Source organism: Lacticaseibacillus baoqingensis, from assembly GCF_003946165.1.
Lineage (GTDB): Bacteria > Bacillota > Bacilli > Lactobacillales > Lactobacillaceae > Lacticaseibacillus > Lacticaseibacillus baoqingensis.
This window is the reverse complement of record NZ_RHOI01000001.1, coordinates 145,676-167,342: the sequence shown is the minus strand read 5'-3', so window position 1 is coordinate 167,342 and position 21,667 is coordinate 145,676. Positions and strand designations below refer to the sequence as shown.

16 protein-coding genes are annotated in these 21,667 nt (G+C 52.1%); 5 read left to right on the top strand and 11 right to left on the bottom strand.

The annotated features are described in order from the left end of the window. A partial coding sequence (locus EKM91_RS00775; RefSeq protein ID WP_125748205.1) for an IS3 family transposase occupies nt 1–900 on the top strand: 900 nt, incomplete at its 5' end. A 66-nt stretch (nt 901–966) separates the two neighbouring features. On the opposite strand, the gene EKM91_RS00770 is transcribed toward EKM91_RS00775, so the two are convergent. The 6 genes from EKM91_RS00770 to nrdJ form a co-directional block, all read right to left on the bottom strand. Beyond that, entirely contained in the window at nt 967–2,049 is a 1,083-nt protein-coding gene (locus EKM91_RS00770) for a YncE family protein (RefSeq protein WP_125748202.1), read from the bottom strand. Nucleotides 2,050–2,097: 48 nt separating this feature from the next. Further along, nucleotides 2,098–3,048 carry a diacylglycerol/lipid kinase family protein gene (locus tag EKM91_RS00765; RefSeq protein ID WP_125748199.1) on the bottom strand — a complete coding sequence of 317 codons (951 nt, stop codon included), beginning with the start codon at nt 3,046–3,048 and terminating at the stop codon, nt 2,098–2,100. Between the two features lie 47 nt (nt 3,049–3,095). Further along, entirely contained in the window at nt 3,096–3,686 is a 591-nt protein-coding gene (locus EKM91_RS00760) for a cob(I)yrinic acid a,c-diamide adenosyltransferase (RefSeq protein WP_125748196.1), read from the bottom strand. Next, nucleotides 3,680–4,165 (bottom strand): hypothetical protein, encoded by a 486-nt coding sequence (locus EKM91_RS00755; protein WP_225419419.1) that lies wholly within the window; start codon nt 4,163–4,165, stop codon nt 3,680–3,682. Before EKM91_RS00755 ends, EKM91_RS00760 begins: the two co-directional genes overlap by 7 nt. A gap of 32 nt (nt 4,166–4,197) precedes the next feature. Further along, nucleotides 4,198–4,584, bottom strand: a complete 387-nt coding sequence (locus tag EKM91_RS00750; RefSeq protein ID WP_125748190.1) for a DUF4430 domain-containing protein — start codon at nt 4,582–4,584, stop codon at nt 4,198–4,200. A 443-nt stretch (nt 4,585–5,027) separates the two neighbouring features. Continuing rightward, entirely contained in the window at nt 5,028–7,235 is a 2,208-nt protein-coding gene (gene nrdJ / locus EKM91_RS00745; protein WP_125748187.1) for a ribonucleoside-triphosphate reductase, adenosylcobalamin-dependent, read from the bottom strand. 245 nt (nt 7,236–7,480) lie between these two features. On the opposite strand from nrdJ, the gene EKM91_RS00740 reads away from it, so the two are divergent. The 4 genes from EKM91_RS00740 to EKM91_RS00725 all read left to right on the top strand — a co-directional run bounded on the left by EKM91_RS00740 (nt 7,481) and on the right by EKM91_RS00725 (nt 11,687). Next, entirely contained in the window at nt 7,481–8,047 is a 567-nt protein-coding gene (locus tag EKM91_RS00740; protein ID WP_125748184.1) for a cadmium resistance transporter, read from the top strand. Nucleotides 8,048–8,305: 258 nt separating this feature from the next. Further along, nucleotides 8,306–9,490 (top strand): RNA-guided endonuclease InsQ/TnpB family protein, encoded by a 1,185-nt coding sequence (locus EKM91_RS00735; RefSeq protein ID WP_125748181.1) that lies wholly within the window; start codon nt 8,306–8,308, stop codon nt 9,488–9,490. 164 nt (nt 9,491–9,654) lie between these two features. Continuing rightward, nucleotides 9,655–10,380: an SDR family NAD(P)-dependent oxidoreductase gene (locus EKM91_RS00730; RefSeq protein ID WP_125748178.1), complete on the top strand. Its 726-nt coding sequence runs from the start codon at nt 9,655–9,657 to the stop codon at nt 10,378–10,380. Nucleotides 10,381–10,541: 161 nt separating this feature from the next. Further along, nucleotides 10,542–11,687, top strand: a complete 1,146-nt coding sequence (locus EKM91_RS00725) for a cation:proton antiporter (RefSeq protein WP_125748174.1) — start codon at nt 10,542–10,544, stop codon at nt 11,685–11,687. 59 nt (nt 11,688–11,746) lie between these two features. On the opposite strand, the gene EKM91_RS00720 is transcribed toward EKM91_RS00725, so the two are convergent. From EKM91_RS00720 to EKM91_RS00700, 5 genes are all read right to left on the bottom strand, one after another. Then, nucleotides 11,747–12,031 (bottom strand): nucleoside triphosphate pyrophosphohydrolase family protein, encoded by a 285-nt coding sequence (locus EKM91_RS00720; RefSeq protein WP_125748171.1) that lies wholly within the window; start codon nt 12,029–12,031, stop codon nt 11,747–11,749. Further along, nucleotides 12,031–12,630 carry a ribosome biogenesis GTP-binding protein YihA/YsxC gene (gene yihA, locus EKM91_RS00715; protein ID WP_125748168.1) on the bottom strand — a complete coding sequence of 200 codons (600 nt, stop codon included), beginning with the start codon at nt 12,628–12,630 and terminating at the stop codon, nt 12,031–12,033. The genes EKM91_RS00720 and yihA overlap by 1 nt, the downstream gene beginning before the upstream one ends. 614 nt (nt 12,631–13,244) lie before the next feature. Beyond that, on the bottom strand, nt 13,245–14,501 hold the full coding sequence (gene clpX, locus EKM91_RS00710; protein WP_125748165.1) for an ATP-dependent Clp protease ATP-binding subunit ClpX: 1,257 nt from the start codon (nt 14,499–14,501) through the stop codon (nt 13,245–13,247). 327 nt (nt 14,502–14,828) lie between these two features. Further along, on the bottom strand, nt 14,829–20,477 hold the full coding sequence (locus tag EKM91_RS00705; RefSeq protein ID WP_125748161.1) for an LPXTG cell wall anchor domain-containing protein: 5,649 nt from the start codon (nt 20,475–20,477) through the stop codon (nt 14,829–14,831). Between the two features lie 213 nt (nt 20,478–20,690). Further along, nucleotides 20,691–21,632: a DMT family transporter gene (locus tag EKM91_RS00700; protein WP_125748158.1), complete on the bottom strand. Its 942-nt coding sequence runs from the start codon at nt 21,630–21,632 to the stop codon at nt 20,691–20,693. Nucleotides 21,633–21,667: the final 35 nt, after the last annotated feature.

Here is a 21,667-nt window from a genome sequence, read left to right as displayed (position 1 = left end):
CCTGACGAAGAATTCACAAAAACACTCTCTACGAAAGTAAAGGCTGGTATCGTGACTTCGTTAAGGTCGCAATATGACCTCAACGAGTTGCTTAAATCTCTCCGCTTACCACGAGCGACTTATTACGATCGGCTCAAACGCGATAAGAAACCTGATAAGTACGCCGAACTCAAAGCCTTCATCAAAAAGTGCTTTTACGATTCTAAGGAGACTTATGGGTATCGCCGAATTCATGATGAAGCCGATAAAGTCGGCTTGCACTACGCGGAAGAAACAATTAGACACCTCATGAGTGACATGGGATTGAAATGTGTGATTTACTCCAAACACACTTCCAAATATCACTCCTACAAAGGCAACGTTGGCTTAATTGCGCCAAATATCTTGAAGCAGAAGTTTGAAGCGACACAGCCACTCACAGTGTTCCATACCGATGTAACGCAAGTACGACTCTACAATGGTGAATGGGGATATATCTCATCAATCACCGACGAAGCTAGCCGTGAAGTGCTTGCGTCCATCGTTAGCGCTTCTCCAAACAAGGCCTTGATTCAAGCATCACTTGACGAATTAGAGCATCATCTCAAAGATGGGATCAAACCACTTCTGCACTCAGATCAGGGTTGGCAGTATCAAATGGCCGATTACCAGCAACGCCTCAAAGACATGAACATTACGCAAAGTATGTCTCGCAAAGGAAATTGCCATGACAACGCGCCTATCGAAAGCTTCTTCAGCCTCATGAAACGTGAGTGCCTAAATCGGTATCAGATCAACACGCTTTCAGATCTGCGTGAATTGGTGAATGATTACGTAGACTGGTTCAACAATGTCAGAATTTCAAGAAACAAAAATGGCTTGACCCCAGTAGAATACCGGGAACAAGCCATAGTTGCATAATTCAAAATCTAAATTGTCTAACTTTTCTATTGCACTTCATTGACTCAGCCGCTTTTTGGCATCTGGTTAATGCAGCAATTGGCCTAAATCCAGTTTCACCACGCGATCAGCGTGAAATTCTAAGTCCGCCTGCCGATACTTAGCCGATGCCGATTCGAACAACACATACAGATCCTCACCATCAGCTGCGATTTGCTCCATATACGGTGGCATGGTGACCGTTTTGAGCGTGTCATCCCCATCAAAATCCAGCCAGGTACGCTGCCCATCGTTATCAAACACCAGCAAATTAGAAGGATTCGGCCCATACGACTGCGAAAACAACAGCTCCCCATGATAGAACGTCGCCCCTTGCAAACGCTTGGACGTGGCAAAATGGCCAAGCTGATTGTCGCCGCGCAGCACCACATTGCGCCCGCCGCGATTTTCCGGCAATCCGCGCTTGGTCATCGGCAAAGCTAAGAAGTTGCCTTGCGCATTTTTATCAAAAAAGCCTAAATATAAGGCATTGTTGTGGTATGTGATAAACGATGCCCGCAAAACATTCGGCATGGTGATCACATGGTCGAACTTGGTCGCCGTATGGTGCTGAGCAAAGTCAGCTTGCTGCCAAGTGGCGGCATCATAGGCAGATAACGACGCTTTTTTCGCCACTGTTTCCGTCGTGATCCATAAGCGCTTGCTGACAGGGTCAAAAGCCAACCCGCCAACATGTGAGTTGCTCGGCAGCACGATTTGCTTGACCAAGCGGCCGGTATGTTTATCCAGAAAGTATAAGACGGAATGATAGTGCTTGTCGCGACTGTATGCTGAGATCACCAAATAATTTGGGGTCAACGCCAACCCTTGCGGATCCATCGTCTTGCTGATCCCCACATGCGCATGGGCACCAAGCGTCAAGGTCTTAGTCGCTAACAGACCCGGGATCACAGAAGTATCAGGCTTGGCATCGTGATCTAAAGCGGGTTTTAAATGCGGATAAAGCGTCGTGATCCGCTGGTCAAACTGCTTTTGCGTCGTTAAAGCCGCCTGCGTATTGGTGCCGTCTAAATTGGCCCGGCGCCCGGTATGAAAATACCCATACCACCCGAGGCTAAGCACCAGCACCCCTGCTGCCAGCACCAGCAGCCACCGCGTTTTGTGTCGCATTGATCTCCCTCCAATATTTGCAAACAGCCATGATCAACTTTCTCCAACCTAGTGGCCAGAAGTCGATCCAAGATGCGGTCCAAGCTTGCCGGCCGCATCGGCCAAGCGTTCAGTTAGTTGCGGCTTCGTTAAGACCTGCACTTTATCAGGCACCACTTGCAAATGCAAAGGCAAGCGCACGCTGGGATCGCCGTCGATGCGACTGCGCAAACGCGCATCAGCACTGGTGATGGTCAAGGCTGACGCTTGCAAATAAGTCATGCCTGGCAGTTTGCTGAAGTTGCCGGTGAGAAAATATGGCGCTAACAGCAGCGTCTTTTGCCAGGTCAGCCGCGGCGCGACAAAGACATGAAACAACCCATCGTCTGGGCGCGCTTGCGGGGCAAAGTTGCGAAAACCGCCGACTGAATTGGTCATCGTGACCAGCAAAAAAGCGGCGTCTTGCTCCCAAGTCTGCCCCCCACCGGTGATTTTTAATTGCCAGTGCTGTTTTTTGGCCAAACTTTGCATCCCATGCGTCAAATACACCACCGGCCCCAGGCGCTGCTTAGCTTGTTGCGTGACCGATACCGCGGCGTTGGCCAAAACACCAAGCGCTAAAGTGGAGATCATCACGCGGTCATTGACCAACCCGACATCAAGCGGCTGCGGCCGCCCATTTAATAGGTCATCTACCGCCAACGCTGGCAACAACGGAATGTGCAGCACTTTGGCCAGGTTGTTGACGGTCCCTTGCGGAATGATTCCTAATAACGGCGGGTGTTGGCGCTTGACTAAGCCCGCGACCACTTGATTGATCGTGCCATCACCGCCAATGGCGACCACCACTTCACTTTGAGCGGCCAACGCCAGCGCGGTGGCATCTCCGGGACGGGTGGTCGGCGCTTTTTGCACTTGATAGCCAGCTGCGATGATCCGCTTGGCGATCCTATCCGCCGCCACCGTCGCGCCATTTTTGCCTGCATGAGGATTATAGATCAGAGTATATGTTTTCTTCATGGCGCCACCTCTAACTCCAGTTTACCACGGAGATGCCGTCGACTAAATCAGCGAAACTGCCCTGCCGACTCTGGCGTGACCGTAGTGATCCGAGTGGCATCACTGGGTTTGCTGGGCACTTCTTGGACCCCATCGAGAAAATTCGCCCGCAGTGCTAAGGCAAAAAGGTAATCGGACAACCGGTTCAGGTATTGCAGCAACACTGGTGCCAGTGTTTGCCCAGCGCTTAACGCCACCACCGCCCGTTCCGCCTTGCGGGCCAAGGTGCGGGCATACTGCAAGCCCGCACCTGCAGGTCCGCCGCCTGGCAAGATGAAGCCTTTGATCCGCGGGGTATGCGCCATGATTTCATCGATACGAGTCTCCAACTGGGTAACGGCTGCCAGCGTGATCTGGTGCTCTCTAGGCACGGCAATATCCGCTTGCAGGTGATACAAAGTCCGCTGCACGTTTTGCAATTCCGGGGCCAGTTTTGCGCTGTGCTTTGGCACTAATTGCGCCACCACGACGCCCAGATATGATTGACATTCATCGATCGCCCCGAGTGCTTGGATCTGCGGATCGGTTTTTGAAACCATTTTGCCAGTCGTTTGCATCGTCTGACCGGCATCGCCGCGCTTCGTGTAGATTTTTACCATGATTTGCCTCCAAACACTGCCTTGCGTTGCACGACAGCCGTCAATGCCGGCGCCAATAAGGGATAAAGGATCAAGTTCCCACCTGCATGCAGCGCGTCAAATGACAAGCCGCTGAGCCAATAAGCGATCGCCGGCCATAAGCCGCCTAACAGTGGTGCTTGCAAGATGCTCACAAAAAAGCCGTACACAAAGCCCATCCCCGCAGCCAATCCGGTTTGCCAAAGCAATTTGTGCTGCACCACGGGAAGCTTCCCCAACATGGCCGTCAACACCACCACCGCCGCATAAGCGCCAAGCTGCGCCAGCGTCCAGATCCCCATCCCCATAAATAAGTTGGTGATCAACATGCTCAATATCGCCACGATCAACCCTGTGCTGACGCCATAAGTCAGGGTCAAAAAAATCACGATCGCCGTGACCGGCTGCACATTGGGAATGAACTGAAACAAGAAGCGGCCAACCACACACAAAGCCGTCATTACCGCCAAAAACGCGATGCGTCTAGTCGGACTTACTTGGTCGCAGCGAGGGTCCATGTGATCTGATCCCCTTTCTTCACGGTCAGCTGGTTGGCGCCTTTAGCCGCCATTTTGCCATTGACGCGATACATCCAATACGTTTGCGTGGCAGGGTCTTGTTGGTGCCCGTTAATTGAGGTGATGAAGCCTTTTTTCACTTTCACCTGATAATGTTTTTGCATGGCCTGCATCACGGTTTCTTTTTTGGTGATGGTGATCTTTTGCTCGCTGAGGGTTTTTTTACCCACGACCAGCTTGATCTTGGCCTTAGCAGCAGGCTTGGCGGTGGCTTTGGTTTGGCTGCCGCAAGCGGCTAAGCCGGCACTCAATGTGAAAACTGCGGCGATAGTGGTCAAGCCGCGTGTCAGTGATTTTGTCATCAGTTAATACTCCTTCAATAATGGTTTGATTTGTGATTAAGCTTACCACGTCCGGTGCAGCGCTTCAGCCCCTAATGGCTGGCAACGCAAAAGACGGCGGCCGCCATCACGCTCGACCCCGCCTTTTGGTGTGCTTGTGGACGCGTTTTGCTTGGGCTGGCGCCATCTCTTATCTGCTCCCCTAAATACGGCTTCCTTCGCTTTGGTTTCCTCTAGCTGCTCACCGCTGCGGCATTGCGTCTAAGTCGTCCCAGTCACGCCGCGTGCCGAGTCGCACCTAGGCCGCCTTGGTCACATGCCGCACCCGCGGTGCTTTACTTTGGCTCCTCTAGCTGCTCAAGCCAACGGGGAGGCTGATAAGTCATCGCGTCACGCGATGGCTGGCGCCATCACGCGCCACGCTGCCTTACCCGCTCCCCTAAATGCGGCTTGCTTCGCTTTGGTTATTTGATGGGGCAGGCGCCGGTGGCACAGTCTTCTTGACCGACCAATTCCAGGTCTTTGACTTCTTGCCCATGCAAACGGGCATAGACGGCTTGAACATCATCCGTGATCTTAGCGACTTCAGCAAAATATTGAGCTTTAGTGATCGGCTGTTTTGGCGCTTGTTCATAAACGTCGCCTGCATATGGCAACAGTGAGGTCGACTTGATCGTATGGCGGTATTGCCGCAGCAAGCCGGCGATTTTGTCAGCTTCTGCTGACTGGAACGTGATCGTGCACGAAACCGCATTGTCAGACCAATAAGTTTGCAAAAATGCCTGAGTGGCAAATTGTTCTTCGATCGCCACATTCCCTGCGCTGGCAAACAACGGGTCATCGGCATTTGCCGCTTGCACTGGGAAAGCCACGCACATGGTATTTTTCGTATAGATGTCCGGTTCGATCGTATAGCCGCAAGCTTTTAGTGCTGGCAAAAGCGGATCGGTATCTTGGAAACGGATCCGCTGGAGCAAATAATTGCTGTAGTGAAAATGCATACCTTCAGACACGCCTGCCAGTTTTGAAACCGTCCCGCTTGGCTTGACTGTCGTGTGCTTCAAAGATGGCCGGCAATGCAGCAGTTGCGAATAAGCGTCATCTGCTGCCACGACCGCGTGATAAAGGCCATCGACTGCTTGAATGATCTCAGGATCGTATTGCGCTTGGCCTTGGGCATCAAAACCGGTGACGACTCGATGGCCGAATTGCGCCAACAGCCAGTCTTGCAAACCAGACAAAGACACGCCGATGCGACGGTTGTGGGCGATCACGCGGCGAGAGACTTCCCAGTCATACGCCGAAAACGTCACGCGCTTGGTATAACGTGCAGCAAGTGCCATGACTTCCTTGAGATCCCAACCTTGGGCAGTGGCGATCGTCGGGAAGACTTCAAACAAGTTGCACGGCTCACCGTTTGCCAATGAGATCTCACCGCAAGGATTGGTGCCTTCAACAGCGCCATCGATGCCAGGCTGCTGACCATCGACCAGCCGCCCATAATTGCGCGACAGTTCCAAGTTGAACATGCCGGGTTCGCCATTTTGCGCCACGGCTTGGGCCACTTCTTCATAAGTGGTAAAGGCACTGGTGACGATCACCGAATTGTTAGACGCCCAGCGATGGTGATACAACTGTTCTTTGTCTTGCTTCATCGTGATGAAGTCGTCATTGGTGCTGTCTCCTAGCGCGATCTCTGCGGAACGACGCACGTTGCCGGCGACCACGGCTTTGCCGACTAAATTGCCAATATCCGTGCAGTCGACAGCTGAAAGTTGCGTGCCGGCCCGCCGATTCAAGATATCATTGACATCCAGCAGCATTTCGATCAATGGTGCTGGGCCAGAAGCAGTCCCGCCAAAGCCATGGATCCGCGTCCCGCGTTCGCGGATATTGGAAACATCCAGCACCACGCGCGCTGTTTGAGCTTGATTGACCTGATGAAAATGTGCATCGATCAATGCGGCTAAAGCCACGACCCAGCCTTCACGGGTATCTGGCAGCGCATAGCGCAACGCTGCTTCAGTGCCATGCGCAGCCTCATAATCGCTTGCATCAACCGCGCCTGCTGGCAAAGCTTCAGCATAGGCTTTGGCATCATGCTTGATCGTGATCGCCAAGTCGATGCGCTGATCGACCACCGGCATTTGGGCCACATTCGCCTTTGCGACTGAAAATCCGACGCCGCCGCCTTTCATCAACTGATCAAACAAAAAGGCAAACGGCATCGATGGTGCGACGGTGTCTTGATGCAAATAAAACGGTTGAATATGACTATCTCCGTAAGCTTGCGGCCGCACTGCGATAAACCAGCAGTTGTTTAAGGCATCGCCGTTGCGCTGTTGATACTCAGAGCCTGAGATCCATAAGTTGCGCCCGCTTGGCGTAGCCGCTAAGCCATAGATCAATTTGAATAGCTGCATAGCCTCGGCTTGTAATTCCACCACCACTGGGGAGTCTGGGGTCGCTTGTTGCAACCGCGGGTCCAAGTTGATATTGCCTTCTACTACGCGCTGCACGGTTTCGGCCCATTCTTCGCTGCGCTTTTCTGGCTCGCGCCAACGCGCATAGGTGCGCTTATAAGTCACCCACCCCAATGGTCCCCAGTGCGGTGTGAGCGTGGCGGTGGCAGCGGCCACTGCTTGCGGTGATAATTTAATTGTCATACTCATAACTCGTTCCCCCATCTCTTAAACTACATCCTTCATCCTACACCACATCTTGTGTATGTGTAGGCTTGACATCTATATATAGGGATGGTAATACTAGCCACACGCACAAGGATCTCGTTGGCTGCGCACAAGCGGCTGCTCTTAAAACGCTTTTTGCTCACTTTCAGTCACTGCTTTTTTGCGTGACTTGCCAGTGCCGCCACAATCGCCTACAATCAGCTGTGCAATCAGAAAGTTGGGATACCATGCATTTTTGGCTATTAACGTTGACTTTTATCAGTGTCAACTTAGATTTCTTCTTCATGCTCTTATTTCTATTAAAAAAATACCGTGTCCAGCAGGTGATGCTCGGCTATCTGCTGGGGACCTTGATTTTGTTGACCTTAAGTTTCACGGTTGGCAAGGTACTGGCCGCCTTCTTACCAGAATGGCTCCTAGGGGTGTTAGGCATCTTGCCGATTTACATGGCGCTGCGTGCTGACGATGATGATGACGATGCTGCCAAAGGCCATGGTGGGCCAATAGTCACTGTGTTGGTGACTTATTTGTCCGTTTGTGCCGGCTGCAACTTGTCGATTTTTCTCCCAGTGCTTGCCGGTGAGTCGCTTGCCCATTTTGGCTTGACCTTGATCTTCATCGGCGTCTTGACCGTTCTTGTTGTGTTGATCCTGAAGTTGATCGCGGACATCCCTGTGGTGACGCAAGTGATGGATCGCTACGGTACGCCGCTGATGAAGGTTTGCTATATTCTGATCGGGATCTATGTCTTTTGGGATAGCGGCTTGCTCACGCATTTGTTAAGTTGGGTATGATTTTGACTCGCATTTTGGCGCGGTTCTTGGAGGTTATTAACTGTAATCGATAATGTAGAGTAATGTGTTAATTTGTGGCAATTAGCCGTTCTGCGGTAATCAAGTGGGAGGCAGAATGACCAAGTGCTGCGAAATGATAAACTCGTGAAAAATCGCTGACCGATGCATGGACAGATGATGACGGTTTTCATCATGTCTTTACAGGGCCTCCTTATCTTAATTTGCTATGATATCCATAAGCAAGTTGGAGGTGAAAACATGTTGAGAACGCACAAGATCCGGTGCTACCCGAACGCGACGATGCGCCGCGTATTGGATCAAGCATGCGATTATCGCCGCTATTGTTACAATCAGGCGCTTGCCACGTGGAATGACATGTATGACGCGTCACTAGTGCTGGCAGATAAGACGGCGCGGCCTAACGAACGTCAAGTCCGCAATGAGTTAGTTAACAACAAAGCAGACTGGCAATACAGTCGTTCAGCACGGATCTTGCAATTGGCGGTACATGACCTGGCGCATGCCTGGGCGAATTTCTTTAACCCTGAGATGCCAGACCATCGTAAGCCACGGTTTAAGTCGAAGAAGCGTAGTCGCTGCAGCTTTAAGACCGACAGAGCAATGGTCGTTAATGATAAGTTGCGGTTGGATAAACCGCATGGCTATCGTAATCGATGGTACGACATCCGCTTGGCTGAGAAACCACGCTGGCCAGGGACTATTAAACTCGCTGCTATCGTCAAAGAAGCTGACGGCTATTACGCTTGTCTCAGCATCGATGTGGCCAAACCCGAGCCGTTACCGGAAAGCCCACGCATATGTGGCGTTGATGCCAACATTGGTCAATTCGTCTATAACGATGGTGAGGCAATGTCTGCAATTCGCGGATTGACCGAGCAACTGGTCAGTTTGTATCACCGCGTGTCCTTGTACCAGCGGCGTCTCGCCCGTAAACGTCAGGCGAATCCCAAGCACTTTCGCTCTAACAATTACCGCGTAACGAAAACCAAGTTGCAGCGAACCTATCAGAAAGTGACACGGATTCAAGACGACCTCTTGCAAAAGTTTACGACGATGTTGGTGAAAGCCAACGGCACGCTTGCCATTGAGGACTTGGACGTTAAGCATATGAAGATGAACAAGCGATTGGCGAAGAATTTACATCGCTCGTTGTTTGGACGTTTCAAAGTGCTGATGAAAGACAAGGCGCAATGGTACGGCCGCCAGCTGATTATAGTTGATCGGTTCTACCCTAGCACACAGCGATGCAGTCAGTGTGGGTTGGTGAAAACCGGTGACGATAAACTGACCTTAACAGGTAACGCCTTTCACGGCACGAAACATCACGAGTTTCATTGTTACGGCTGTGGTGCTCAACTTGAGCGTGACGAGAATGCCGTACAGAACTTGATTCAATATGCTCAAGGGCAGGCTATGTCCTAAAGGTTCAAGAGCCAGTCAATGTTGCAAGGTGACTACCGACGTAAGCATACTGGTGTTAACGGGACCAAATAGAATAATGAATGTACAACTAAGAAAGGAAAAATACAATCCTTTACTAGTGTCATTAGACATTCTTCCACATTTTATATAGCAGGTAAGCACACATGGCAAATACTGTTTTGATCACCGGTGCCAATCGCGGCATCGGTTTTGCGGTCGCCCAACAGCTTGGTGAAAAAGGGTGGACGATCCTTTTAGGCGCTCGCGATCAAGGCCGCGGACAAGCGGCGGTCGCCCAACTGCAAGCAGCAGGCATCATCGCTGAATGGATCAAGATCGACCTCAACGATCCTGAAACGATCCACACTGCGGCAATGACGGTCGCCCAGGCGCACCCTGAGTTAAAGGTATTGGTCAACAATGCCGGCATTGCCGCAGACATGCAAGCAGCGCCGCTTGCCACTGCGATCAACGACTTACAAGCTGCCTTACAAGTCAATGTTGTCGGCACTTTCGCCATGATCAAGGCGTTCACGCCAATATTGCAGCGCAATTCTGGCCGCATCGTGAACCTGACCATCCCCGTCAACGCCACCCGCTTTTTCCATCCGTTCAGTTATGTCATCAGCAAAACCGCGCTCAACAAAATGATCAAGCTCTTTGCGCAAAGCTTTAAGGCACAACGGCTCCCCGTTGAGATCTGTGGGATGATGCCAGGCGGCGTCTCAACTGACTTAAATGGTCACAGGCAAAGTCCCTTTATCCGACCCGTGGCAGAAGGTGCCAGCGCCGTCATCAAAGTCGTCGTCGATCCAAGGCATCATCAAGGCCAGATCGTCACAAACTACGGCTTGCTTCCCGGCTTAAAACGCCTACTGTTCCAGCACTGACTGTCCGTGATGACCCGCATTCTGGACAAGTCGTGTGGTGATTGGTATACTTATGGGTACAATTTAAAATTGATGCGGTTGGCAAAGCGCCAAGGACTTCTCTTTTCGGGGCGGAAAAGAGATTTTTCTTGGCGCTTTTTCGTGCATTCTGGAGGACTTTAATGACATTTTTAGGAAACTTGGTTTTGATCTTGCTGGCAACGACGTTAGTGGGCCACCTGAGTGCACGCATAGGGATCCCCGCGGTGCTCGGCCAGCTAGTGGTCGGGATCGTGCTGGGGCCGGCACTATTGAACTGGTTGCAGCCCACTGCGTTCATTCATGATTTTGCCGAGATCGGCGTGATCTGCTTGATGTTTTTGGCCGGTATCGAAAGCGACTTGGGCTTGTTAAAAAAGTACTTGCGCCCCAGTGTCTTAGTCGCCGTGATCGGCATTATGGCCCCGATCGCACTGACTGGTTTGGTGGCGTTAGCCTTTGGGCTGCCATGGCAAGAAAGCCTGTTTGTCGGCATCATCTTCGCAGCCACGTCGGTGTCGATCTCGGTGGCGGTGATGAAAGAACTAGGCCGATTAGATGGCAAAGGCGGTGCGACGATCTTAGGCGCAGCGGTGGTCGATGATGTGTTAGCGGTAGTGTTATTAAGCCTCATGGTCGGGACATTAGGCGCAGAAACCGCCACCAGCATCCCCTTAGTCCTGCGCTTTGGCGCGCAAGCCCTGTATTTTGTGGGGACGTTTTTGGTGGTGCGCTTTATCGCGCCAAGCTTAGCTAAACTTGGCGCGGCGCTGCTTTTGCCAGTGGGCGAAACCTTGATTGCCTTGATCTTGTGCTTTGGCATGGCGTATGTCGCTGATCTCGTGGGGTTAAGTGCGGCAGTGGGTGCATTTTTTGCCGGGATCGCAATCGGCCAAACCACTGCCCGCCATACCGTTGCCGCTCACTTGGAGCCGATCGGTTACGCGGTGTTTATCCCGGTATTCTTTGTTAGCATCGGCTTGAGCCTGTCGCTGGCGGGGATGGGCAGCCAAATTGGTTTCATCGCCGTCTTGACCATCGCGGCGATCGTCAGCAAGCTGCTGGGGGCTGGCGGTGGCGCGCGCTTGGCTGGCTTTTCGCCGTCAGAGGCGTACTTTGTCGGTGCCGGCATGGTTTCTCGCGGTGAAATGGCCTTGATCATCGCCCAAATCGGCTATCAAGCGCACCTGCTAGGCCGGCAAGACTATTCAGTGATGATCACCGTGATCATCGTCACGACGCTGTTGGCGCCATTTTTACTCAAACACGCCGCGAATACGCCTGCGTAGCCAACGCTTGACACAAAAAAGGTGCCGCTTGCCAAAAACTGGCAGCGGCACCTTTTTGATCAGTCTTGCGGATAGCGCTTCGCCAACGCCTCAAGATTTGCTTGGCCCACGGCTTCAAAATCAATATCCGCCCACAACGCGATCTGCGACAAATACCACAGCACATCACCGAGTTCATGTTGCAGCTTCTCTTTGTTGAGGTCTTGTCCTTGGAACGTGTAGCGCTTGATCGAGTCAACGACTTGCCCGGCGTCACTGCTCAACCCTAGCGCCAAATTCGTCAACACATGCTCATTGCCAGCAAGCGTCTTGTTGGCTTCTTTTTGATAATCGTTGAGTTCCATTAAACTTCTCCCCCAATGCCTGCCGTTTGCTCCAGCCACTTCCAGACTTGCGCTTTGCCTTCACCGGTCTCTGCTGAAAATAAGATCAATTCATCGGTTTGATTGAGATCAAGCGTCTGTTTGATCGTCTTGATCACACTGGCGCGTTTGGCGCGGCTAGTCTTGTCGACTTTGGTGCCTACCACTAAAGTCTTTACATGATAATACTTGAGGTATTGATACATGCTGACATCATCGGCACTCGGCGCATGCCGCGCATCGACGAGCTGGACCGCCCCGCGCAGCTGACCGCGGGTGGTCAGATATTCTTCGATCATCGCAGCAAACTTGGCACGATCTGCTTTAGAGACCTTGGCAAACCCATATCCTGGCACGTCCACGAAGTACAACATGTCTTCGAGTAAATAGAAATTCAGGGTTTGGGTTTTCCCAGGAACACTGGACGTCCGCGCCATGGCCTTGCGATCGATCAACTTGTTGATCAAACTCGACTTGCCGACGTTACTGCGCCCGACAAAAGCGATCTCAGGAAAGCCGGTATCTGGATACTGCTTGGCGCTCACCGCACTGATCGTTAGTTCTACGTTGTTTACTTTCACTCGGTTCAACTCCAATCTCACCGTTCTAGTTTAGCATACCTCACCAGCCGCACCTAGTTACAAACACGTAACGCAACATCAAAAAATCAATGTTCGATTGGTTAGATCTGACTCACATTTAGCAAAATGCACGATCTGACAAGGATCAGTGTCGCTGCAATTATTAATACGATAATAAGGATGTTTAATTGATCCCTTACGGTTATTTTTTGTTAAGAAAACGCTTGCAATCAGTGGCAAAACTGCTATACTAAAGTTGTGGAAATCGATAACGCCAGCGTGTGTTGAAGCTGGCAGGCAAGTACCGGTCATCGTGCTTTACGACGCAGGCTTACGATGTCCCCACGGTTCTAGAACGTGGGTGATAGTGAGGCGCCGGTGCGATGGTACGCTTGCACCCCTGTGGCAATCATGCAGGGCTATCCCATCGGCTTCCACAACAGGACCTGGCCTGCCGAGAGGCACACCAGAGGGTCCAAGTGTGAACCTGGTGGTGACACAGTTCAGCCAGCAATTATGGTTGCCTGAACCTGTCCGGAGGCGTTGCGATGCATTTTGTCGCAACGCTTTTTTGATGCACGAAAAAAGCCAGCCCAAGCGGCTGGCTTTTGCGGTTATGAGGCTTCTTGACCGTCTTCTAGGATCATTTCAGGTTTCCCCTTGCCTTCAACGGCGGCTTTAGTCACCACTGCTTTAGCCACTTCTGGGCGGCTTGGCAGATCAAACATCAGGTCTTGCATTACCGCTTCAATGATCGACCGTAAGCCACGCGCACCGGTATCGCGTTCGATTGCTTGATGCGCGATCGCATGCAAGGCCGGCTTGGTGAATTCCAGTTCGGTATCATCCAGCGACAGCAGCTTTTGGTATTGCTTGACCAATGCGTTCTTTGGTTCGGTCAAAATGCGGACCAAGTCGTCTTCGGTCAATTTCTCCAGTGCGGCAATGATCGGGATCCGGCCGATGAATTCAGGAATGATCCCAAATTTCATCAAGTCTTCAGGCACGATCTGTTGCATGACCGACTTGGAAGGATCATAGCCCTTGGCTTCATCAGAGTTCGCGCCGAATCCGATGACTTTTTCGCCCATCCGATTCTTGACGATCTGTTCGATGCCGTCAAAGGCCCCACCAACAATGAACAAGATGTTCGTCGTGTCGATCTGGATAAATTCTTGTTGCGGATGCTTGCGTCCGCCTTGAGGTGGCACATTGGCGATCGTGCCTTCCAAGATCTTCAGCAATGCTTGTTGCACCCCTTCACCAGAAACATCTCGGGTGATCGAAACGTTTTCTGACTTCTTGGCGATCTTATCGATTTCATCGATATAAATGATCCCTTTTTGGGCGCGCTCAACATCATAGTCGGCACTTTGCAGCAGCTTCAACAAGATATTTTCAACATCTTCGCCGACATACCCGGCTTCAGTAAGTGTCGTGGCATCAGCGATCGCAAACGGGACATTTAAGATCCGCGCGAGGCTTTGGGCCAAGAAAGTCTTCCCAGAACCGGTTGGCCCGATTAAGGCAATATTGGACTTTTGCAGTTCAGTATCATCTTTATCCGCAACTTCCATCTGGTTGACCCGCTTGTAGTGGTTATAAACCGCCACCGACAAGGCCCGCTTAGCAGCATCTTGGCCGATCACGTAGTCATTCAAGATCTTCAAGATCTCGGCTGGCTTCGGGACCTCTAACAGGTTCTGGTACGCATCTTCTTTGAACTCTTCATCGATGATTTGCTTGCATAACTCGATACATTCGTTACAAATATATACGCCAGGGCCAGCAACGATCTTCTTCACTTGGTCTTGGGACTTCCCGCAGAAACTGCAGGTCACTGGACCAGTGGTCTCAACGTTGTCAAACATATTATTCAACCCCTTCTTGTTAACATCATCATACCAAAACAGGGCGGCCCTGCATAGGTCGTGACTTGGTCTAGCCTACCATAGTGAAAACTTGGTTGCAATCCTCTGATCCAGACGCGCACGACCACGGTATAGGTCGGTGACAAACTGGTCATCGATTTTTGCCTAAGCAGGCAGTTTTGACTGCACACGTGGCGGCTCAAACGCGCCTTATGAGCCGCTGCCGCGATGTTTTCGTGGACATGAGTTTAGTATACTGCTAGTGATTAGTAAGTGCGAATCAGACCAAACAAAAAGGCTGTCAAGAGACAACCTTTTTGACCATTTCTATTTCTCCTCGCGACGCTTACGCCCGATCAAACCAGACAAACCTAACAATGACTGCAATACCCCGAATGCCGAAAGCGCCTGAGTTGCCTGGCCTTCGCCGGTTTGCGGCAAGGCTTTCGACCCAGCAGCCGCTGCAGGATTTGCCGGTTGCGCCAAAGGCTGACCAGACGATTGCTGATCAGTCTCATCAGCAACCGTTGTCTGAGGCAATTGTTGCGGGTTGCCAGTCGGATTCCCGGTTGGGTTGCCTGTCGGATTACCAGTTGGGTTGCCGGTTGGGTTGCCTGTCGGATTACCAGTCGGGTTACCGGTTGGATTGCCAGTCGGCTCACCTGTCGGGTTGCCAGTCGGGTTACCGGTTGGGTTACCTGTCGGTTCACCTGTCGGATTACCAGTCGGGTTACCGGTTGGGTTACCTGTCGGATTACCAGTCGGGTTACCTGTCGGTTCACCTGTCGGATTACCTGTCGGATTACCAGTCGGGTTACCGGTTGGGTTACCGGTTGGATTGCCTGTCGGGTTACCGGTCGGATTACCAGTTGGATTGCCTGTCGGGTTGCCGCCATCAGGAATTCCTGCCTTACCTTCATAAACAAAAGTGAGCGTCTGATCTTCAGCGGTCCATGTGCCGACGACTTGTGTATCATTTTTCAGATTGGCAAGCGGCCATGCCCCATAGCCCCAGCCGACATACTTGTAGACGCGGATATTAGCCGGTGGCACAACTTTGAACGCTTCGCCAACCACTCCGACTTGAGTCGTTGCGGTTTTCAACTCACGCCCGCTCATGTCAACGAACCGAATCGTCAAGGTACTGTGCTCTTGCTTGATGTAAATCGTCAGCTTGCTATCGACATCTGTAAAAATGGTACTGCCTGACATTCCAACTTGATGATAGGTTGCCGGAATATCTGCAGGGTCCAACGGCACCGTTGCGCCGGGTTTACCTGCTTTGATCAAGCCCTTGACTAAAGCGCCTGTATCGACATCGACATATTCAACCGCCACATTGACGGTTTGACGCTTGAACCCGTCTGGATTGACCTTGCCAATGTAAATGATCAACTTGCCGGCATCGCCGGCTGCTGGGAAGGTCGTATCCCCAGTTTGTTTGATCACTTGATAATCGGCCGGCACATCGGCATCGTTCAGCGGCACTGTTTCGCCTGGTTTCCCAGTCTTAATCAAACCGCGTACGATCTTGCCGGTATCAATATCGGTGTATTCAACGGCGACATTAGCCGTCTTTGGCTTAAAGCCATCCGTGTTCACCTTGCCAATGTAGATGATCAACTTACCGGCATCGCCCGCTGCTGGGAAGCTCGTATCTCCAGTTTGCTTGATCACTTGATAATCGGCCGGCACATCGGCATCAGACAGCGGTACTGTTTCGCCTGGCTTCCCAGTTTTGATCAAACCGCGCACGATCTTGCCGGTATCAATGTCGGTGTATTCAACAGCAACATTGGCCGTCTTTGGCTTAAAGCCATCCGTGTTCACCTTGCCAATGTAGATGATCAACTTGCCAGCATCGCCGGCTGCTGGGAAGGTCGTATCCCCAGTTTGCTTGATCACTTGATAATCGGCTGGCACATCGGCAGCGTTCAGCGGTACGGTTTCGCCTGGTTTCCCAGTCTTGATCAAACCGCGCACGATCTTGCCGGTATCGATGTCGGTGTATTCAACCGCAACATTGGCCGTCTTTGGCTTAAAGCCATCCGTGTTCACCTTGCCAATGTAAATGATCAACTTGCCGGCATCGCCGGCTGCTGGGAAGGTCGTATCCCCAGTTTGCTTGATCACTTGATAATCGGCCGGCACATCGGCAGCGTTCAGCGGCACTGTTTCGCCTGGCTTGCCAGTTTTGATCAAGCCGCGCACGATCTTGCCGGTATCAATGTCGGTGTATTCAACCGCAACATTGGCCGTCTTTGGCTTAAAGCCATCCGTGTTCACCTTGCCAATGTAAATGATCAACTTGCCGGCATCGCCGGCTGCTGGGAAGGTCGTATCCCCAGTTTGCTTGATCACTTGATAATCGGCCGGCACATCGGCAGCGTTCAGCGGCACTGTTTCGCCTGGCTTGCCAGTTTTGATCAAGCCGCGCACGATCTTGCCGGTATCAATGTCGGTGTATTCAACGGCGACATTGGCCGTCTTTGGCTTAAAGCCATCCGTGTTCACCTTGCCAACATAAAGCGTCAGCACACCAGTCTGGCCAGACTGCGGGAAGGTCGTATCGCCCACTGTTTTGACCAGTTGATAACCAGTAGGGATCGCGACTTGTGTCGTTGGAACAGCATCCCCAGGCGTGCCAGTCGCTTCGGTTTGCGCCAGCTGTGTCCCGGTATCAACATCTACCAATTTCACGGTGACACTCGTCGCGATGGCGGTCAGTTCGTATTGGACGTAACTGCCATCAAAAGCATCGGTGATGGTTTGGCCAACCGGAATACCCGTTTGGGCGACACCGGCCTCGTTGTAAAACGTTGGGGTGCCGGATTGTTGATAGCCATCTGGAATGTCAGCACTTGGCAGCGTATCTGGGAAACTTGGGAGGGTGTCTTGATTGTCCACTAAGGTTTGCTTCAAATCAGGTAAGTCGACAAGATGATCACCAGTTGCATCTTGATAATGTACTTTGGCTTTGATGGTCGAGCTGCCAGTAATGGTAATGGCACTGGCTTTATCCGTGACATTTGGCGTACTCCCAGCAGTATATAGCGCTGCTTGCAGATAGCCGGTTTTACCAGCTTGCAAGTTTTTGGCGTCAACCGTCCCAGTCAGTGCGATCCGACCGGTGGTGGTATTAGCAGGCATCGTGCCGATCATCAACAGCACTGACTTGACGTCATCCCAATTGGTGACTTGATCTGCGGTCACAAAACCAGTGGTCGGAATGGTGGTGCTGCTGGTGTCGATCGCGGTCGCTGTCGTTGAGTACAATACTTGCGCATGATCAAGCGGAATCGTGACCCCGCCAGCGGCTGCTGGTTGCAATTCTGCTGGCAAGCTGATTGGGCCTGTGAGTTTAAACGTATATTGCGACCCTTGGCGGTCACCAGTTTGCGGCAAATTGACCAGTACCGCTGTATTATCGGTATCGTCAGCGGTATTGATCACGTTGGCGAAAAACGTCATCGGCTTGGTACTGTTTTTGTCTGTGGTTCCAGTTTGTTGAGCCGTCGCATCATCACCTTGGGCCAAATACGCCGCATAGGTACCAGAAATCGTCGAAATATCCCACTGCCGATACCCGAATGCGACCGCTTTGGCATCGCCATCCGTTTGATCAAGTGAATCTGCTGGCACCACGGTATAACTGCCAGGAATCGTCGTTGGGAACTTGGTCCGCGACGATGATACATAGGCTAAGATCGGGTAGGTGCCGTTTAAGGCATCTGGCGCATTCGTGATGGTGACCAAGTTGCCTTGACCATTCGTGTTGTAATAACCCGTTCCAGTATAATCAATTTTCACCACCGTCTTGGTGCCATCATTCGTATCCGTGCTGGACACTTTAGCACCTGGGGCGTTTACTTTGACTGTATAAGCCTTATCCACGACCCAATAGAAAATCGGTTCCCAGATCTGATTGACATTCCCAGCAGAGCCGGATTGGGTGCTGACCGCTTCGGTATCCGCCACGGCACCAGGCTGGTTACTGCCGCGGGCATTATATAACGCCGGTTGATTGATCTCTTCGCTCACCGTTTGGACAAAGCTGGTTTTCGCCGCACCGCCGAAGATACTGATGGCCGTTTCCAACTTATCGCCAATTTTGACCGCGTCCCCGTTTTGATAGGCAGCCGCCAATTTACCGACCAAACCGATCCCAGTGGGTTCTGAAATTGCCCCGGCAGCCAGATAATTCGGCGTCAAAGTAAAACTGGTGATCAGCGCACCATTAGCGGCCGTGATCGTTTCTCCAGCCGCTTGGTCCCCTGCTTCAGTGGTGCCATCCGCTAACGTCAACACATAATGATAACTCGTCGTCCCAGGCAAATATTGGGTCAGCGTCGTTCCTGCATCCGGCAGCTTGACCCCGGTGACCGCCAGTCCATCTGGCACCGTGATCGCTAGCGGCGTAGGGGCAGGATCATTAGCTGCAGAAATGCTGCTAAACCCAAACGTTGCCACCAGCGCTGGATCATCACTCGTATCATCATCCAGCACTAATTGTTTTGGATCGCTGCCGCTGTTACCGCCGGCACTGATCGCATAGCCTGTGACCCCATGGGTGTTGGCGTTAGGGTCGGCTGTTGAAGCGACCACGTTATCTGACCAGGTGTACCCAGTTGGCGATTGCGCTTTAAAAACACTCGACCCCATATCTTGGGTCAACGTGATCGGTGTGGTCACCTTGGTATCCGCTAAAGTCCCGCCAGTTGGCAATACGTATTGGCCTGCCAGCCGGTACGGTTGATCGGCATTATCCACCGTTGAACCGGCTGGTACCGTGATGACGATATTGCCGCCTTTGCCGTTTGGCTGGGTGATCGTGGTATGATCATCCGGGCCAAAACTGTTGAGCTCGCGGGTGAGTACCGCATCCAATTGAAAATCTGCGGGTACAGGGATCGTGATCGTCGTACCGGCTTGATTAAAGGTCGCATTGACCCGCTTCGTGGCAGCGTCATCATTGCGGACCCCGTTAGTTTGATCGACTTGAAATTGATAGACATAATTCGTATTGGCTTGCACCGTCGCGGTGGCTGTCGGATCAGGATACAACCGCGTGATCGGAGTGATCGTCGCTTTTGGTGCGACATCTTCGGTGAAACTGACCGTACTGGTTTGCGCCACCCCATTGACAGTCACAGTAGCGGTATAGGGCTTATTATCTGGCGCCGTGATCGTTTTTTTCGTGGCATTTTTTAACGCCTGGGCATTATTCAGCGGGGTATAGACTAAAGCTTGCGTCCAGTTACCGGTTTGATTGATCGTATCCGTGATCGTGACGGTGCCATCAGCATTGGTCACCTGGCTCACGGTACCGATCGCCGTGGAACTGAATTTATCCGCTACGACGCCGGATAACGTCACCGTCGACTGCGGAACCGTGATCTTGAACACATCCCCGGCATTTGCTGTCATGTTGACCGTGATCTTCAGCGGATCAGTGGATTGTCCATAACCCACCGTTGTGCGATTAATGCTTAAATTAGCCGCAGTCGCACTAGTGGTCGGCGTTGGCTCCGGTGCTGGTGTCGGCGCAGCAATTGGTGAAACCGCCGTCCGTTGGACCTCAGAAGCGGCAGTTTCACCAGTATTTTGCGGTCGTGTATCAGCTTGACCAGTGGCTGCCGGCACCGTTGCTGTTGCCGGCGTGCCCACCGGTGCATTTGCCGCTGCCTGCGTGGCAGCTTGACTGGTTGCCGTCGTTTGCGCCGGCGCTTGGCTAGTTGATGCCGCTGGCGTCGTTGTTGATTTTGCCTGATCAGCTGCCGTCGCTGCAGCAGCGGCAGGCGAATCTTGATCAGTGGCCGTCACTTGCGGCTCGCCAGTGGCATCTCCTGTCACCGCTGCACTCACAAAGTGCGACTGACTGGCGAGGCCGACACCAACGCTAACGGTAGTCACCAAGATCGCGACCCAGCGCTTTCCGGATTTATGTAATTTATAGTGTTCTTTCGTTTCTGTCATCTGGAACCATCCTTCCCCTTTACCGTGAATCAGGTAGTCACCCACACTAAAAAGACTGGCTAAAAATACGCGCACGTATGCCCCAGATTCGTTCCCCCAAACTAATCAAATTAAGTTTATTACAAAATTAGAATATTTTCACTATTAATTTTCTATATTCTGCCATATAAATACAATAAACGGCTAGTCAATGTTGACTAGCCGCTAACTAATTTATAATAATCTGATCGCCACGACGCCTAAGATCATCACGAACAATCCCAATAATTGGATCCGCGAAACTGGACTGCGCGGCGCCGCAAGCCAACCGAATTGATCGATCGCCAAACTGCCGACCATCAACCCCACAAGCACGATCACCACAGCTAAGCCAGTGCCGATCGTAGGGGCCAAGTAAGCATTGCCCAAAACAAAAGTGGCCCCCAGCAAGCCGCCCAGCCACATCCACCAGCGGTGCGTCGACCGCGTTTGTGCATAGGTGAAATGCGGGTGCAACAGCGCCACGATCACCACCAACACCACAGTGCCAATCGCAAATGAAATCAAGGCACTTTGCGCCGTCGACTGTAAAACCACGCCGAGATGGCCATTGACGGCGGTTTGGCTGGCAGACAACATCCCCGCGACCACCCCTAACAAACGCCATAACCATAAATCAGCACCATGCGGCACTAACTCAGACCCGCCGCCAAAATCGTGCTCCCGTGCCAAGATCCCAGGCAACGCCACCGTGATCAACACGCCGCCGACCACCAACAAGGCGCCGATCCCGCGCATCAGCGTCAAGGGTTGCACCGGTGCCGCAAACCAACCGCCATTATCGATCAGCAACCCCATCAAGATCTGTCCAGTCACCGGAAAGATCACGGTTTGCACACTGCCAAGCTTAGGAAACAACAAGATATTGCTGGTCAGATACACGACCCCAAACACGCCGCCCAGCCATAACCACCAAGGCTGAGTCGCAATGACTGCCGCGGATGGGAATAACGCCGCACCGCTTAAGGCAGTGGCGATCGCCAAGCCGATCGTGCCGATCGCAAACGAGATCAATGACGACCAAAACGGCGACCCTACAGCATCGCGCAAACGAGAGTTGATCGCGGTTTGCACCGGGATCCCAAACCCAATAATCAAGCCGATCAAAATTGCCATGTTATCCCTTCTCTCCAAGCATCACTTACATTAAA